The sequence below is a fragment of the Vreelandella sp. 2A-K22 genome, assembly GCF_054065485.1.
Genome location: NZ_JBSUGC010000016.1, coordinates 111,677 through 128,712, shown reverse-complemented (window position 1 = coordinate 128,712; position 17,036 = coordinate 111,677). Strand labels below are relative to the sequence as shown.

At 55.0% G+C, this 17,036-nt stretch carries 13 protein-coding genes; 1 reads left to right on the top strand and 12 read right to left on the bottom strand.

From position 1 onward, the window contains the following. Positions 1-37: 37 nt before the first annotated feature. Both tuf and fusA read right to left on the bottom strand, forming a co-directional pair. Positions 38-1,231: an elongation factor Tu gene (gene tuf, locus ACW17M_RS20295; RefSeq protein WP_009288143.1), complete on the bottom strand. Its 1,194-nt coding sequence runs from the start codon at positions 1,229-1,231 to the stop codon at positions 38-40. A gap of 29 nt (positions 1,232-1,260) precedes the next feature. Further along, complete coding sequence (fusA, locus tag ACW17M_RS20290; protein WP_009288144.1) at positions 1,261-3,384, bottom strand: elongation factor G; 2,124 nt, start codon at positions 3,382-3,384, stop codon at positions 1,261-1,263. Positions 3,385-3,483: 99 nt separating this feature from the next. Between fusA and ACW17M_RS20285 the strand changes: the two genes are divergently transcribed. Then, on the top strand, positions 3,484-3,699 hold the full coding sequence (locus tag ACW17M_RS20285; protein ID WP_081742684.1) for a pentapeptide repeat-containing protein: 216 nt from the start codon (positions 3,484-3,486) through the stop codon (positions 3,697-3,699). Here the strand turns inward: ACW17M_RS20285 and rpsG are convergent. The 10 genes from rpsG to secE form a co-directional block, all read right to left on the bottom strand. Next, positions 3,632-4,102, bottom strand: coding sequence for a 30S ribosomal protein S7 (gene rpsG / locus ACW17M_RS20280; RefSeq protein ID WP_009288145.1), 471 nt, complete (start codon positions 4,100-4,102; stop codon positions 3,632-3,634). The two genes, ACW17M_RS20285 and rpsG, sit on opposite strands and share 68 nt — an antisense overlap. Before the next feature lie 188 nt (positions 4,103-4,290). Further along, entirely contained in the window at positions 4,291-4,665 is a 375-nt protein-coding gene (gene rpsL, locus ACW17M_RS20275) for a 30S ribosomal protein S12 (RefSeq protein ID WP_008959173.1), read from the bottom strand. Positions 4,666-4,878: 213 nt separating this feature from the next. Continuing rightward, complete coding sequence (rpoC, locus tag ACW17M_RS20270) at positions 4,879-9,093, bottom strand: DNA-directed RNA polymerase subunit beta' (RefSeq protein WP_009288147.1); 4,215 nt, start codon at positions 9,091-9,093, stop codon at positions 4,879-4,881. A 10-nt stretch (positions 9,094-9,103) separates the two neighbouring features. Further along, positions 9,104-13,180, bottom strand: a complete 4,077-nt coding sequence (rpoB, locus tag ACW17M_RS20265) for a DNA-directed RNA polymerase subunit beta (RefSeq protein ID WP_022520869.1) — start codon at positions 13,178-13,180, stop codon at positions 9,104-9,106. A gap of 332 nt (positions 13,181-13,512) precedes the next feature. Further along, the gene (gene rplL / locus ACW17M_RS20260; RefSeq protein WP_022520870.1) at positions 13,513-13,881 is read right to left on the bottom strand and encodes a 50S ribosomal protein L7/L12; all 369 of its coding nucleotides are present in this window, start codon (positions 13,879-13,881) and stop codon (positions 13,513-13,515) included. A gap of 112 nt (positions 13,882-13,993) precedes the next feature. Beyond that, positions 13,994-14,494, bottom strand: a complete 501-nt coding sequence (rplJ, locus tag ACW17M_RS20255; RefSeq protein WP_022520871.1) for a 50S ribosomal protein L10 — start codon at positions 14,492-14,494, stop codon at positions 13,994-13,996. Positions 14,495-14,813: 319 nt separating this feature from the next. Then, entirely contained in the window at positions 14,814-15,506 is a 693-nt protein-coding gene (gene rplA, locus ACW17M_RS20250; RefSeq protein WP_457548012.1) for a 50S ribosomal protein L1, read from the bottom strand. Between the two features lie 2 nt (positions 15,507-15,508). After that, a complete protein-coding gene (rplK, locus tag ACW17M_RS20245) occupies positions 15,509-15,940 on the bottom strand; it encodes a 50S ribosomal protein L11 (protein ID WP_027958795.1) in 432 nt (143 codons plus the stop codon). A gap of 119 nt (positions 15,941-16,059) precedes the next feature. Next, positions 16,060-16,593 (bottom strand): transcription termination/antitermination protein NusG, encoded by a 534-nt coding sequence (nusG, locus tag ACW17M_RS20240; protein ID WP_008959178.1) that lies wholly within the window; start codon positions 16,591-16,593, stop codon positions 16,060-16,062. Positions 16,594-16,601: 8 nt separating this feature from the next. Continuing rightward, on the bottom strand, positions 16,602-16,985 hold the full coding sequence (gene secE, locus ACW17M_RS20235; RefSeq protein WP_008959179.1) for a preprotein translocase subunit SecE: 384 nt from the start codon (positions 16,983-16,985) through the stop codon (positions 16,602-16,604). Positions 16,986-17,036: the final 51 nt, after the last annotated feature.

Below are 17,036 nucleotides of genomic sequence, written 5' to 3'. Positions count from 1 at the left end.
GCTCATCAGAGCCCCCTTCATCATTCAAGCATGCTGCTTACTTGACGATTTTGGCCACAACGCCAGCACCGACAGTACGGCCGCCTTCACGAATAGCGAAGCGCAAGCCTTCGTCCATTGCGATCGGGGCGATCAAGGTAACAACCATCTGAACGTTGTCACCCGGCATGACCATTTCAACGCCTTCCGGCAGTTCACAGGTACCAGTTACGTCGGTGGTACGGAAGTAGAACTGCGGACGGTAGCCCTTGAAGAAAGGCGTGTGACGACCACCCTCTTCTTTGGACAGTACGTAAACTTCTGCTTCGAAGGTAGTGTGCGGGTTGATGGTGCCCGGCTTGGCCAGTACTTGGCCACGCTCGACGTCATCACGCTTAGTACCACGCAGCAGGGCGCCAACGTTCTCACCAGCACGACCTTCGTCGAGCAGTTTACGGAACATTTCAACACCGGTAACGATCGTTTTGGTGGTATCGCGGATACCCACGATTTCCACTTCTTCGCCCGCTTTGACGATACCGCGCTCTACACGACCGGTAACAACAGTACCGCGGCCAGAGATAGAGAACACGTCTTCGATCGGCATCAGGAACGGCTGGTCGATGGCACGCTCCGGCTCAGGGATGTAAGCATCCAGAGCTTTGATCAAATTAGCGACGGCAGTCGTACCCATGCCCTTGTCATCTTCACCGTTCAGCGCCATCAGCGCAGAGCCAGTGATGATCGGCGTGTCGTCACCCGGGAAGTCGTACTGGTCTAGAAGTTCGCGAACTTCCATTTCTACCAGCTCGAGCAGCTCTTCATCATCGACCATGTCCGCTTTGTTCAGGAACACAACGATGAACGGTACGCCAACCTGACGAGACAGCAGGATGTGCTCGCGAGTTTGCGGCATCGGGCCGTCTGCGGCAGAACATACCAGGATAGCGCCGTCCATCTGCGCAGCACCGGTGATCATGTTCTTGACGTAGTCAGCGTGTCCCGGGCAGTCAACGTGCGCGTAGTGGCGATCTTCAGACTGGTATTCCACGTGGGAAGTAGCGATTGTGATACCGCGCTCACGCTCTTCAGGAGCGTTATCGATGGTATCAAACTCACGCCAGTCGCCGCCGAAAACCTCAGCAGACACGCGGGTCAGGGCCGCCGTCAGAGTCGTTTTACCGTGGTCGACGTGACCAATGGTGCCGACGTTGACGTGCGGTTTGGAACGTTCAAATTTTTCCTTAGCCACTGCTATAACCTCTTTACGTTAGCTAACGGTTAACCGTTTTGATTGATGACGGCTTCAACGACGCTGGAGGGCGCCTCGTCGTACTTCGAGAACTCCATAGAGTAGCTCGCACGGCCCTGGGTTTGTGAGCGCAGATCGGTTGCATAACCGAACATCTCGCCCAGTGGCACCGTCGCACGAATGACTTTACCAGAAGAGGAGTCATCCATACCCTGCACCAGGCCGCGACGACGGCTCAGGTCACCCATGACGTCACCCATAAATTCTTCGGGGGTCACGATTTCGACCTTCATCACCGGCTCCAGCAGCACGGCCTTGGCCTTCCTGGCACCTTCTTTTACTGCCATAGAAGAAGCAATCTTAAACGCAGTCTCGTTGGAGTCTACGTCGTGGAAGGAGCCATCAAACAGCGTTACTTTAACGTCGATCATCGGGTAACCCGCGATGACGCCGTTTTTGAGCTGCTCAAAAGCACCCTTCTCAACCGCGGGAACGTATTCCTTGGGAACCGCACCACCCACGATCTCAGAGTTGAACTTGAAGAACAGTTCGTCTTCGCCTTCACCCTTCTCTTCTGCTGTCAGCGGCTCGATACGCAGCCATACGTGACCATACTGACCACGACCACCGGACTGACGTACGAACTTGCCTTCTTGCTCAATGCTGCCGCGAATCGTTTCGCGATAGGCAACCTGAGGCTTACCGATATTGGCTTCAACCTTAAACTCGCGACGCATACGGTCAACGAGGATATCCAGGTGAAGCTCACCCATGCCAGAAATAATCGTCTGGCCGGTTTCTTCGTCGGTTTTGACCTGGAAGGAAGGGTCTTCTTGAGCAAGCTTGCCCAACGCAACACCCATCTTCTCTTGGTCTGCCTTAGATTTAGGCTCTACAGCAACCGAGATAACCGGATCCGGGAACTCCATGCGCTCGAGAACGATCTTGTTATCGATGTCGCACAGGGTATCACCCGTGGTGACGTCTTTCAGACCGATACAAGCAGCGATGTCGCCCGCCAGAACTTCTTTGATCTCTTCACGGGAATTGGCGTGCATCTGAACGATACGGCCAACGCGCTCTTTCTTCTGCTTAACGGAGTTATAGACACCGTCACCAGATTTAAGAACACCCGAGTAGACGCGAATAAAGGTCAGCGTACCAACGAAGGGGTCAGTGGCGATCTTAAACGCCAGGGCCGCAAACGGCGCACTGTCATCAGCTTCACGGGTATCAACGGTGCCGTCTTTATCGTCGAGCTCACCTTCGATCGCCTTAACTTCCGTCGGCGAAGGCATGTATTCGATAACGCCATCCAGCACTGCTTGAACGCCTTTGTTCTTAAAGGCAGAACCACAGGTAACCAGAACGATATCGTTAGCCAGGGTGCGCGCACGCAGACCGGCCTTGATCTCTTCAACCGATAGCTCACCGCCTTCAAGGTACTTTTCCATCAGCTCGTCAGAGCCTTCGGCAGCAGCTTCGACCATCTCTTCGCGGTACTTTTCTGCTGTTTCTTGTAGCTCAGCAGGAATGTCCGCGAGGTCATAATTCATACCCAGGCTTTCCTCGTCCCACAGGATAGCCTTCATCTGAATCAGATCAATAACGCCTTTAAAGTCCTCTTCCGTGCCCCAGTTAATCTGGATTGGCACAGCTTTGGCACCCAAACGCTCTTTCAACTGCTCGACAACCATGAAGAAGTCAGCGCCGGTACGGTCCATCTTATTGACGAAAACCATGCGCGGAACTTCGTACTTGTTGGCTTGGCGCCATACTGTTTCGGTCTGCGGCTGAACGCCGGAAGAACCACACAGTACAACAACCGCACCATCGAGTACGCGCAGAGAACGTTCAACTTCAATGGTGAAGTCAACGTGCCCCGGGGTGTCGATAATATTGATACGGTGCTCAGGGAACTGCTTGTTCATGCCCTGCCAGAAACAGGTAGTTGCAGCTGAGGTGATAGTGATACCACGCTCCTGCTCCTGCTCCATCCAGTCCATGGTCGCAGCACCGTCGTGTACTTCGCCCACTTTGTGGGAGAGGCCGGTGTAGAACAGTACACGCTCAGTCGTCGTGGTTTTACCCGCGTCGACGTGAGCGACGATACCGATATTACGGTAGCGATTTAGTGGAGTCTTGCGTGCCACGGTGAAACTCCCGTTTGTTGGCGATGCTCGTTAATTTAGCGGCGTATGCAAGCGAGGTTTATGCGGCCGCCGCTACCACTGCGTCATGGTAGCGGCTGAGTGTTGCAACTTTTGAATTGCAACAACGCGACTCAGCAAACATTCCACCATGCTGAACAACGTGCATATATAAACCAGAAAGCCATACTTAAAAACGCCGTACAAAGAAACGCCGATTTTAGAAACGCTGACCTTAAAAACGCCGACCTTAAAAACGGTAGTGCGAGAAGGCCTTGTTGGCTTCTGCCATGCGATGCACGTCTTCGCGCTTCTTAACGGCAGAACCTTTACCTTCAGCGGCATCCAGCATTTCACCCGCCAGACGCTGAACCATGGTTTTCTCACCGCGACGACGCGCCGCGTCTACCAGCCAGCGCATTGCCAGCGCTTGACGGCGAGACGGACGTACTTCAACCGGCACCTGATAGGTCGCACCACCAACGCGGCGCGACTTCACTTCGACCATCGGCTGGATGGCTTCCAGCGCTTTGTCGAAGATCTCCAGCGGATCTTCTTTACTACGCTCGGCAACCTTGTCCAACGCACCGTAGACGATACGCTCAGCTATGGACTTCTTGCCGCTGACCATCAGGTGGTTCATGAACTTCGCCAGACGCTCACTTCCGAACTTAGGATCCGGCAGAATCTCGCGTTTAGCTACTACTCTTCTTCTAGGCATGATAAGCCCTCAATTAAGGATCTTTCAGGTAAACCCGGAACTCATGCAACCTGCGTACGATATTCAAGTACCACAAGTGCAGCCCGACCTTACTCTTATCAGACCGTCAAATTCGTGAAAATCGTTACTCAGCATGCCCTTTTGACGGGGCGACGCTGCACAGCTGACCTAGCCCTAGGACTTAAAACTTAGGACTTAGGACGCTTAGTACCGTATTTAGAACGACCCTGACGACGATTTTGAACGCCAGAGGTGTCAAGGGCGCCACGAACGGTGTGATAACGCACACCTGGCAAATCCTTTACACGACCGCCGCGAATCAAAACGACAGAGTGTTCTTGAAGGTTGTGACCTTCACCACCGATATAAGAAGACACTTCAAAGCCGTTGGTAAGGCGCACACGGCAAACCTTACGCAGAGCCGAGTTAGGCTTCTTCGGGGTGGTGGTGTAAACGCGCGTACAAACGCCGCGTTTTTGCGGACAGGCCTGCAGCGCTGGCACGTCACTTTTTGTGACGGGGCGCTTGCGCGGCTTGCGCACTAGCTGATTAATCGTTGCCATGGTGTTTAGCTGACTCCAATGGTTGCCTTGCCTTTTAACAAATGCGGGCAGCGGATGCGGGCGCACCCACCCCACTGTTAAAGGCTGCGCATTCTAAAGGCTGACCCTAGGTCGCGTCAAGCCTTGCCGGCGGTTTTACCGGCAAGGTGACACTTTTTCAGGTCAGCTATTCGTTTTACTTACTCATGTTACCTACTGCTTTAGGCGCCAAATCTACAGCTCGTCGTCAGAATCGAGAGCGGTCAACTGTGCACCCAGCTCCTGTTCGACTTCGGTAGCCGAAGGATTGAACAGTTGCTCAACGTCTTCGCGCTTGCGACGACGTTCTGCGTGGTGAGTCAAGCCTGTACCGGCCGGTATCAGGCGACCAACCACCACGTTTTCTTTCAGGCCGCGCAAGTAATCGCGCTTGCCAGTCACCGCTGCTTCGGTCAGTACGCGGGTTGTCTCCTGGAAGGAGGCCGCGGAAATGAACGACTCGGTGGCCAGGCTGGCCTTGGTGATACCCAGCAGCATACGCTGATACTTGGCCGGGAATTTCTTCTCTTTTTCAAGACGTTCGTTCTGTTCCAGCACGCGAACCAGTTCAGCCTGGTCGCCCGTGATGAAGTCAGAATCGCCCGAATCAGTAATCTCTACCTTACGCAGCATCTGACGCACAATGACTTCGATGTGCTTGTCGTTGATGCCTACGCCCTGCAGACGATAAACGTCCTGTACTTCGGCAGTGATGTACTTGGCGAGTTCCTCAACACCCAGCAAGCGCAGGATATCGTGCGGATTGCTCGGCCCATCGGAAATCACCTCGCCCTTCTCGACGGTTTCGCCTTCGAAGACGGCAATTTGACGCCATTTCGGAATCAGCGCTTCAAACGGATCGCCAGATTCCGGGGTAATGGTCAGACGACGCTTACCTTTGGTCTCTTTACCGAAGCTGATCACACCGCTGATCTCGGCCAGGATCGAGGACTCTTTCGGCTTACGCGCTTCGAACAAGTCAGCAACCCGCGGCAGACCACCGGTGATGTCTTTGTTCGCCGAGGCTTCTACCGGGATACGGGCAACCACTTCACCCACCCCGATCGTCACACCATCGTCGACCGAAATAATCGAGTTGCCCGGAAGCAGGTACTGAACCGGGGTGTTGGAGCCCGATACAGAGACGTACTCGCCCGAGCTGTCTTGCAGCATGACCATCGGGCGCTTGTCACGACCGGCCATGGGACGTGCTGCAGACTCGATCACCTCGATAGAGGAGAGGCCGGTCATCTCATCGACGCTGCGGTGCATGGTGACACCCTCGTCGAGATCAATGAACTGCGCCTTACCTTCTACTTCGGCAACGATCGGGTGGGTGTGCGGATCCCATTTGGCCACTGTCGCACCAGCGTCGACCACGTCGCCGTCGCGTACAGAAAGCTCAGCACCGTAAGGGAGCTTATAGTACTCACGCTCACGGCCATGGTCGTCAGCAACGGCCAGGGCGCTGGAGCGAGATACCACCACCAGCTTACCGTCGGCACGCTCTACATGCTTGATGTTGTGCAGACGAACCTTACCGCCGTGCTTCACTTGTACGCTATCCACAGCAGACGAACGCGATGCCGCACCACCGATGTGGAAGGTACGCATGGTCAGCTGGGTACCCGGCTCACCGATGGACTGTGCGGCGATAACGCCGACGGCTTCACCGATGTTGACCTGATGGCCACGGGCCAAGTCACGGCCGTAACAGGAGGCACACACGCCGTGTGCGGTCTCACAGGTAATCGTAGAGCGAACGATGATCTCGTCTACACCCATGGTGTCGAGCTCGGCACACCATTTCTCGTCGAGTAAGGTTCCTTTCGCGATCAAGACTTCACCGCTGCCAGGGTGAACCACATCCTGAGCAACCACACGACCCAGCACGCGCTGGGAAAGCGGTACGATAATGTCGCCGCCTTCGATGATCGGGTGCAGGGTCAAGCCATTTTCGGTGCCACAGTCGACTTCGGTGATGACCAGGTCTTGCGCTACGTCTACCAAGCGACGCGTCAGGTAACCGGAGTTGGCGGTTTTCAACGCCGTATCCGCAAGACCTTTACGTGCACCGTGGGTCGAGATGAAGTACTGCAGTACGTTCAGACCTTCACGGAAGTTGGCGACGATCGGTGTTTCGATGATCGAGCCATCCGGCTTGGCCATCAGACCACGCATACCCGCCAACTGACGGATCTGGGCAGCACTACCACGGGCACCGGAGTCGGCCATGATGAAGACGCTGTTGAACGAGTCCTGCTCAACTTCGTTGCCATCACGATCGATGACGGTCTCTTTAGAGATACCCACCATCATCGCCTTGGCGACTTTATCGTTGGCCTTGGACCAGATATCGATAACCTTGTTGTACTTCTCACCCGCTGTTACTAGGCCAGAAGAGAACTGGTCTTCGATCTCTTTAACTTCGGCTTCCGCTGCATCAACGATTTCAGTTTTTGCTTCGGGGATAACGAAGTCGTTAACACCGATTGAGGCGCCGGACCAGGTCGCGAGACGGAAACCGGTATACATCAGCTGGTCAGCGAAAATGACGGTCGGCTTGAGGCCGGCACGACGATAAACTTCGTTGATCAGGCTAGAGATCGCCTTCTTCTTCATCGGCTGGTCGATCAGCTCGAAAGGCACACCTTCGGGCAGAATGCGGAACAGCAGTGCACGGCCTACCGTCGTATCGTAAATACGGCGGTGGAAGCTACGCTCGCCGCTCTCTTCTTCGATATCGATTTCGTCCAGACGCACTTTGACCCGGGCGTGCAGCGATACTGACTGGGTACCGAAAGCGCGCTCTACCTCGTTGAGGTCAGAGAACACCATACCCTCGCCTTTGGCGTTGATCTTTTCGCGGGTCATGTAGTAAAGACCCAGTACAACGTCCTGGGACGGCACGATGATCGGCTCGCCGTTAGCGGGCGAAAGCACGTTGTTGGTGGCCATCATCAGCGCACGCGCTTCGAGCTGGGCTTCCAGGGTCAGCGGCACGTGTACCGCCATCTGGTCACCGTCAAAGTCGGCGTTGTAGGCGGCACATACCAGCGGGTGCAGCTGAATCGCTTTACCTTCGATCAGCAGCGGCTCAAATGCCTGGATACCCAGACGGTGAAGCGTGGGGGCGCGGTTAAGCAGTACCGGGTGCTCGCGGATAACATCGGCAAGGATGTCCCACACTTCCGGCAGCTCGCGCTCGACCATCTTCTTGGCAGCTTTGATCGTGGAGGCATAGCCCAGCGACTGCAGCTTGGAGTAGATAAACGGCTTGAACAGCTCAAGCGCCATTTTCTTGGGCAGACCACACTGGTGCAGACGCAGGGTCGGACCAACGGTAATTACCGAGCGGCCCGAGTAGTCGACGCGCTTACCCAGCAGGTTCTGACGGAAACGACCCTGCTTACCTTTGATCATGTCGGCGAGCGATTTCAGCGGGCGCTTGTTAGAGCCCGTGATCGCGCGGCCACGACGACCATTGTCGAGCAGTGCATCGACGGCTTCCTGCAGCATACGCTTCTCGTTGCGCACAATAATGTCCGGCGCATTGAGATCGAGCAGACGCTTCAGGCGGTTGTTACGGTTGATCACACGACGGTAAAGGTCGTTGAGATCGGAGGTCGCGAAACGGCCACCGTCCAGCGGTACCAGCGGACGCAGATCCGGTGGCAGCACGGGCAGCACTTCCATGACCATCCACGCCGGCGCGTTACCGGAGTGGTAGAAGGCTTCAAGCAGCTTGAGGCGCTTGGAGAGCTTCTTGATCTTGGTTTCGGAGTTAGTCTGCGGAATCTCTTCGCGCAGGTGGTTAATCTCTTCTTCCAGATCAATATCTTTGAGCAGCTCCTGAACGGCTTCGGCACCCATGCGGGCGTCGAAGTCATCACCGAACTCTTCCAGTGCTTCAAAGTACTGCTCGTCGTTCATCAGCTGACCACGCTCCAGCGTGGTCATACCTGGATCGATAACGACAAAGCTTTCGAAATACAGCACGCGCTCGATATCACGCAGGGTCATATCGAGGAACATGCCGATACGCGACGGCAGTGACTTCAAAAACCAAATGTGTGCCACCGGAGAAGCGAGCTCGATGTGCCCCATGCGCTCACGGCGCACGGCGGCTTTGGTCACTTCTACGCCACACTTTTCGCAGATGATACCGCGGTGCTTCATGCGCTTATACTTGCCGCACAGGCACTCGTAATCCTTAACCGGGCCAAAAATCTTGGCGCAGAACAGCCCATCCCGCTCCGGTTTAAAGGTACGGTAGTTGATGGTCTCAGGCTTCTTCACCTCGCCAAACGACCAGGAGCGAATCATGTCCGGCGACGCCAGGGTAATCTTGATCGCGTCAAACTCTTCGGACTGAGACTGCGATTTGAGTACTTTCACCAAATCTTTCATGGGACGGCTCCTAGCTCTCTAACTCGATATCGATGCCCAGCGAGCGGATTTCCTTCACGAGTACGTTGAAGGATTCCGGCATGCCTGCCTGCATGGTGTGGTCGCCATCCACGATGTTTTTGTACATCTTGGTGCGGCCTTCGACGTCGTCCGACTTGACGGTGAGCATCTCTTGTAGCGTGTATGCAGCGCCGTAAGCTTCCAGCGCCCACACTTCCATCTCACCGAAGCGCTGACCACCGAATTGCGCCTTACCACCCAAGGGCTGCTGGGTAACCAGCGAGTAAGAACCAGTAGAACGCGCATGCATCTTGTCGTCTACCAAGTGGTTAAGCTTCAGCATGTACATGTAGCCAACGGTGACCGGACGGTCAAAAGCATCACCGGTACGGCCATCGAACAGGGCCATCTGACCCGACTCGGGGATGTCCGCCAGCTTCAGCAGGTGCTTGATTTCGTGCTCTTTGGCACCGTCAAACACCGGCGTGGCCATAGGCACACCACCTTTGAGGTTCTTCGCCAGGGCGATGATCTCGTCATCCGTCAGGGAGTCGAGATCTTCAACGCGCGTACCTTGCGTATTGTAGATCTGACCCAGGAAATCACGGATCTCGGCCACTTGCTGTCCACGTGCGTCGCGCAGCATGGCTTCGATCTTGACGCCCAAGCCACGTGCCGCCATACCCAGGTGGGTTTCCAAAATCTGACCGACGTTCATCCGCGACGGTACGCCCAGCGGGTTCAGCACCACGTCGACCGGCTCGCCCTTTTCATCAAACGGCATGTCTTCAATGGGCATAATCGCCGAGATAACACCTTTGTTACCGTGACGACCGGCCATCTTGTCACCCGGCTGGATGCGACGCTTAACCGCCATATAGACTTTGACGATTTTTAGCACGCCCGGTGCGAGATCGTCGCCCTGGGTCAGCTTGCGCTTCTTATCTTCAAAGCGCTCGTCCATCTCTTTACGACGGGTTTCCAGCTGTTCGTCGGCCTGTGCCAGCAGCTCGTTGTAGGACTCATCCTGCATGCGCAGTTTGAACCACTGCTGACGCGGCAATTCATCCAGGTATGCCTCGTCGAGCACGTCACCTTTCTTGAGGTTCGGGCCGCCGTTAACAGCCTGACCGTCAAGGGTACGCTTTAGACGCTCAAAAGTGGCGTCTTCGGCGATACGGTAAGTCTCTTGGAGATCCTTACGAACTTCGTCAAGCTGAGTGCGCTCGATCGACAGGGCGCGTGAATCTTTCTCAACGCCGTCACGAGTAAACACCTGAACGTCGATGACCGTACCTTTCATGCCTGTCGGGGCACGCAGGGAAGTGTCTTTAACGTCAGACGCTTTCTCGCCGAAGATGGCACGTAGCAGCTTCTCTTCAGGCGTCAGCTGGGTTTCACCCTTCGGCGTTACTTTACCGACCAGAATATCGCCCGGGCCGACTTCGGCACCGATGTAGACAACGCCCGCTTCATCCAGCTTGGAGAGCGCAGACTCGCCCACGTTAGGGATATCGGAGGTAATTTCTTCCGAGCCCAACTTGGTGTCGCGGGACACACAGGTCAGTTCCTGAATGTGGATCGTGGTGAAACGGTCTTCTTGAACGACCCGCTCGGAAAGCAGGATGGAGTCCTCGAAGTTGTAACCGTTCCAGGGCATAAACGCGATGCGCATGTTCTGGCCCAGCGCCAGGTCGCCCATATCCACCGACGGGCCGTCAGCGAGAATATCGCCACGTGCCACGCTGTCGCCAGGCCGCACGATGGGGCGCTGGTTCATACAGGTGTTCTGGTTCGAGCGGGTGTACTTGGTCAGGTTGTAGATATCAACGCCGGCTTCACCGCCGATGATTTCATCTTCATTAACCCGTACCACCACACGACGCGCATCGACGGAATCAATCACGCCGCCGCGATTGGCCACCGCACAGACGCCGGAGTCACGGGCAACAAAGCGCTCCATGCCGGTACCTACCAGCGGCTTATCGGCACGCAGGGTCGGTACCGCCTGACGCTGCATGTTAGAACCCATCAAGGCGCGGTTGGCGTCATCGTGCTCCAGGAACGGAATCAATGCCGCTGCGACTGATACAACCTGACGTGGCGACACGTCCATTAGCGTCACTTGCTCAGGACGCATAAAGGTCGTTTCACCGCGGTGACGAACCTGAACCAGGTCATCACTTAACTTGTTGGACTCATCTACCGCTGCTGATGCCTGGGCGATAACGAAATCGCCCTCTTCGATCGCCGAGAGGTGAACGATGTCGTCGGTCAACTGACGATCAACCACTTTACGGTACGGCGTTTCGAGGAAACCGTAGCTGTTAGTGTGGCTGTAAGTGGCCAGCGAGTTAATCAGACCGATGTTCGGGCCTTCTGGCGTTTCGATCGGGCATAGACGCCCGTAGTGCGTGGCGTGAACGTCACGTACTTCGAAGCCAGCACGCTCACGGGTCAAACCACCGGGGCCGAGTGCCGACACACGACGCTTGTGGGTAACCTCAGAAAGCGGGTTGTTCTGATCCATAAACTGCGAAAGCTGGCTGGAACCGAAGAACTCCTTCACCGCCGCCGCGACCGGCTTGGCGTTGATCAAGTCTTGGGGCATCAGGCCTTCGCTTTCCGCCATGGAAAGACGCTCTTTCACGGCGCGCTCTACACGCACCAGGCCTACGCGGAACTGGTTCTCTGCCATCTCGCCCACACAGCGAATACGGCGGTTACCCAGGTGATCGATATCGTCAACGTCACCGAAGCCGTTACGGATACTGATCAGCTCGCGCAGCACATCAAGAATGTCTTTGCGATCCAGTACGCCGGAGCCCGTGTCAGTATCACGACGCAGGCGACGGTTGAACTTCATGCGGCCAACGCCAGACAGGTCGTAGCGGTCCTCAGAGAAGAACAGGTTGTTAAACAGCGTCTCGGCAGACTCTTTGGTGGGCGGTTCGCCGGGACGCATCATGCGGTAAATTTCGACTAACGCTTCAAGCGCGGAATTAGTAGCATCCAGCTTCAAGGTGTCGGAAATGAATGAACCGCAGTCGAGATCATTGGTGTAGAGCGTTTCCACCAAGGTAATGCCACCCTGGGCCATGCGCTCAAGCACCTCGGGAGTGATCTCGGTATTACACGGGCAGATCAGCTCGCCTGTTTTGGAGTCGATTTGATCTTTAGCCAGCGTTTTGCCGAACAGGTACTCCATCGGCACGTCCAGACGCTCAAGGCCGGCTTTTTCAAGCTGACGAATGTGCTTCTGGGTAATCCGACGCCCCTCTTCAACGATCACATTGCCTTCGCCATCCTTGATGTCGAAAGTAGCTGTCTCGCCGCGCAGGCGCGACGGAACCAACTCAACATAGAAACCGGATTTCTCAATGTGGAAGACGCTGGTTTCAAAGAACTCGGCCAGGATCTCTTCGGTGTTCATCCCCAGCGCACGCATCAGTACCGAGGCCGGCAGCTTGCGGCGACGGTCAATACGTACGAAAACGTTATCCTTGGGGTCAAACTCGAAGTCTAACCAGGAGCCACGATAAGGAATCACGCGAGCTGAATAGAGCAGCTTGCCGGAAGAGTGGCTCTTACCTTTGTCGTGATCGAAGAACACACCGGGCGAGCGGTGGAGCTGGGAGACGATAACCCGCTCAGTACCGTTGATAACAAAGGTACCGTTCTCAGTCATCAGGGGGATTTCCCCCATGTAGACTTCTTGCTCTTTAATATCTTTAATTGCTTTGTTCGAGGAGTCGCGATCATAGATGATCAAGCGAACCTTGACGCGCAGCGGGGCGGAGTAAGTCACGCCGCGCAGCTGGCACTCCTTAACATCGAACGCCGGCGTACCGAAGCGGTAGCTGACATACTCAAGCGCTGCATTGCCGGAGAAGCTCTCAATCGGAAACACGGACTTGAATGCCGCGTGCAGACCGACCTCGTGACGCTCGTCGGGCGAACGATCTTGCTGGAGGAAGTCGTAATAGGAATCAAGCTGGATCGCCAGCAAGTAAGGCACATCCATCACTTGGGGCAGTTTGCCGAAATCCTTGCGGATGCGTTTTTTCTCAGTATATGAGTAAGCCATCTGTATTCCCCAGCTTGTTCACCATGGGTGACCGATGCGTGGTCATCGCTGCCCGGCGGGCTTCGTCAGACGCAGACAGCAAGCTCCTAAATCGGTAGCTCGCCGTCGAAAATCTAGTTCGATAACTCAGTCGTCGATAACACTATCTTCAATAACGCCATCTTCAATAACGCTGTTACGTTTCTGTCGTGGCTGCTCTCAATGAGCAGCACTGCTGTTGTTCAATATCATCGACTGTCCAACATCAGCTACAACAGAAAAAGGCCGGCAGCGGGAAATCCCGCCGCCAGCCGTGGAAGCTCACGCAGCGCGTAAAGCCGTCCGCACAAGGCTTACTTGAGCTCGACGGTTGCGCCCGCTTCTTCCAGCTTGGCTTTAGCTGCTTCAGCGTCGTCTTTAGACAGACCTTCTTTGATGGTCGCCGGAGCGCCGTCAACAGCACCTTTAGCTTCTTTCAAGCCAAGGCCAGTGATCTCACGTACTGCTTTGATCACGTTAACTTTCTTGTCGCCAGCAGCGGTCAGAACTACGTCAAACTCAGTCTGTTCTTCAGCTACTTCGCCGCCAGCAGCCGGACCAGCCATTACGGCAGCGGCAGCAGAAACGCCGAATTTCTCTTCCATTGCTTCGATCAGCTCGACAACTTCCATTACGGTCATGTCGGCTACAGCATTGATGATATCGTCTTTAGACAGTGCCATTGTTTCATTCCTAACTTTGCGGGAGTCTCGGTCAGCCGAGGACTCAGGATTCATTGCTCGGTTCAGGCAGCGCCCTGGTTAAACCGTTTACGCCACCTGCAAGAAGAACTGCTTATGCAGCTTCTTGCTTCTGGTCGCGCAGAGCGGCCAGAGTACGAACCAGCTTACCAGCGGAGGCTTCTTTCATTACCGACATCAACTTGGCAATTGCTTCGTCGTGAGTCGGTAGGGTTGCCAGACGGTCGATGTCAGCAGCCGGAATCAGCTCACCTTCGTAGGCCAACGCTTTTACTTCGAAGTTCTTGTCCGCTTTAGCAAACTCTTTGAACAGACGAGCGGCAGCGCCCGGATGATCAGTAGAGAAGGCCAACAACGTAGGACCAACGAAGCTATCGTTCAAGCACTCCCACTGAGTGCCCTCGAGAGCGCGGCGAGCCAGCGTATTACGTACAACACGCAGCTCTACACCATTCTCACGCGCCTGCTTGCGCAGATCGGTCATTTTACCAACCGTAACGCCGCGAGAATCAGCAACTACGACGGAGAGTGCGCCCTTGGCCGCTTCACTGACCTCGGCAACAATCGCTTTCTTGCCTTCAAGTGCTAGTGGCACAGTGATCACTCCTTCGTGCCGGAACCCAGGAAGGTTCCGGTGGTTACCATCTCTCCCCACTCTGCTGTGCTAAAAGCGCTGCAAAGCGGGAAGCCTTGGGGATGGTGCTCACCAGAAAGCCGTCTTAAGCTTAACCAACTGGCGGCCACACCATCTGCGCAGGCGCTTATAGGGCAATTAAGCCGCCCTTGTAAGTACTTGCGTACTTATCAAGCGCGGCACCTGCGGTCTTTGACGATGCCCCGGCCAGTGATAGCCACCAAACGGGGGACCGCAAAGTTCTTGCTCGGTTCTTACAAAAAAACCAACGATTACTCGCTTACGCGAAAGCAGAGTGATCGATTGTTAAACCCGGGCCCATAGTAGTAGACAGGGTCATTTTTTTGAAGTAAATACCTTTAGAGGCGCTCGGTTTGAGGCGCTTCAGGTCAGCAACCAGTGCTTCCAGATTGCCGTTAATTGCTGCGGCGTCAAAATCCACTTTACCCAGGGTAGTGTGGATGATGCCGTTTTTGTCGGTACGGAAACGCACCTGACCCGCTTTGGCATTCTTGACCGCTGTCGCCACATCGGGCGTTACGGTGCCAACTTTCGGGTTAGGCATCAGGCCACGCGGACCTAGAATCTGACCCAACTGACCCACAACGCGCATGGCGTCTGGCGAAGCGATAACGACGTCAAAATCCATCACGCCTTTTTTCACTTGCTCAGCCAAGTCGTCCATACCCACGATGTCGGCGCCGGCTTCTTTAGCGGCATCGACATTGGCACCCTGGGTGAAGACTGCAACGCGTACGTCTTTACCGGTACCGTTAGGCATGACGGTAGCGCCACGCACAACCTGGTCGGATTTGCGTGGATCAACGCCCAGGTTGATGGCAACATCAACAGACTCTTTGAATTTAACTGTAGACAGCTCAGAGAGCAGCGCTACCGCTTCTTCAATAGAGTAGGCTTTAGTAGTGTCTACTTTTTCGCGAATGATTTTCGCACGCTTAGACAGTTTAGCCATGATCAGAGACCCTCCACGTTTAGGCCCATGCTGCGAGCGCTGCCAGCAATGGTGCGTACAGCGGCATCGAGATTCGCAGCCGTCAAATCAGGCTCTTTAGCCTTGGCGATCTCTTCAAGCTGTTCACGCGTTACGGTGCCGACCTTCTTCTTGTTCGGCTCACCAGAACCAGACTTGATGCCAGCGGCTTTTTTCAGCAGCACGGCAGCAGGCGGCGTCTTGGTGACGAACGTGAAGCTACGGTCAGAGTAGACGGTGATCACGACTGGCGTCGGCAGGCCCGGCTCAATTTCTTGAGTCGCAGCGTTGAACGCCTTACAGAATTCCATGATGTTCACGCCGTGCTGACCCAGCGCAGGGCCTACCGGCGGACTTGGATTGGCTTTACCTGCAGCAACCTGCAGTTTGATATAAGCCTGTACTTTCTTGGCCATCTTTAACACTCCAGTTGGGTAATAGCGCCCGAAGGCTCCCCGGTACCAGTGAAACAGCTGAACCAGCCATTTCACACGAATTAAAACTTACCGCTTACTGACTATTTACTACTCACCCGTTACTCTTTCTCAACTTGAGAGAACTCTAACTCAACAGGTGTAGAGCGCCCGAAGATCAGCACGCTGACATGCAGACGACTCTTTTCATAATTAACTTCTTCGACAACACCGTTGAAATCGGCAAACGGCCCGTCGACAACACGCACTGATTGGCCCGGCTCAAACATCGTCTTAGGCCGCGGCTTATCAGTGCCGTCTTTAACGCGCAGCAAAATGGCATCTGCTTCGCGAGAAGTGATTGGCGCTGGCTTCTCTTTTGTTCCGCCAATAAAGCCCATAACACGCGGCGTCTCATTGACGAGGTGCCATGTTTCGTCGGCCATTTCCATCTCGACTAGCACGTAGCCGGGATAAAATTTGCGCTCGCTCTTGCGCCGCTTGCCGTCACGCATTTCGACAACTTCTTCGGTCGGCACCAGAATTTCGCCAAAGCGATCTTCCATACCATACATCTTCACACGCTCAATCAATGAGCGCATGACATGCTTTTCAAAGCCAGAATAAGCGTGAACGACGTACCAACGTTTGGACATGAATACTCCTAACCAATGACGCCGGACATCGCCCAGCCAAGAAGAGTGTCGATCAACCACAGCATTAGCCCCACCACCAAAACGGCCACTAGCACAATGGCCGTGGTTTGAATGGTTTCGGCTCGGGTCGGCCATACAACGCGCTGAATCTCTTTCTTGGCGCTTCTGGCAAGCTCTACTAAATCACGACCCTTGGTAGTGGTTAGCGCGATCAAACCCGCAATCACACACAACACCACCACACCAAGCACGCGGTAGAGCAGGCCAATATCGGCGAAATAGGTATTACCAACAACAGCAACGACAAGCAGCGCTACGACCGCCGCCCACTTGAGCCCGTCATGGCGCGTCTGTTGCACCTCGGCGCCATGTTTTACAGAACCAGGCTTCATAAAAACGAGACTCCTCAGGGTGCGGCGAACGATAAAAGAATTTTGGAAAAA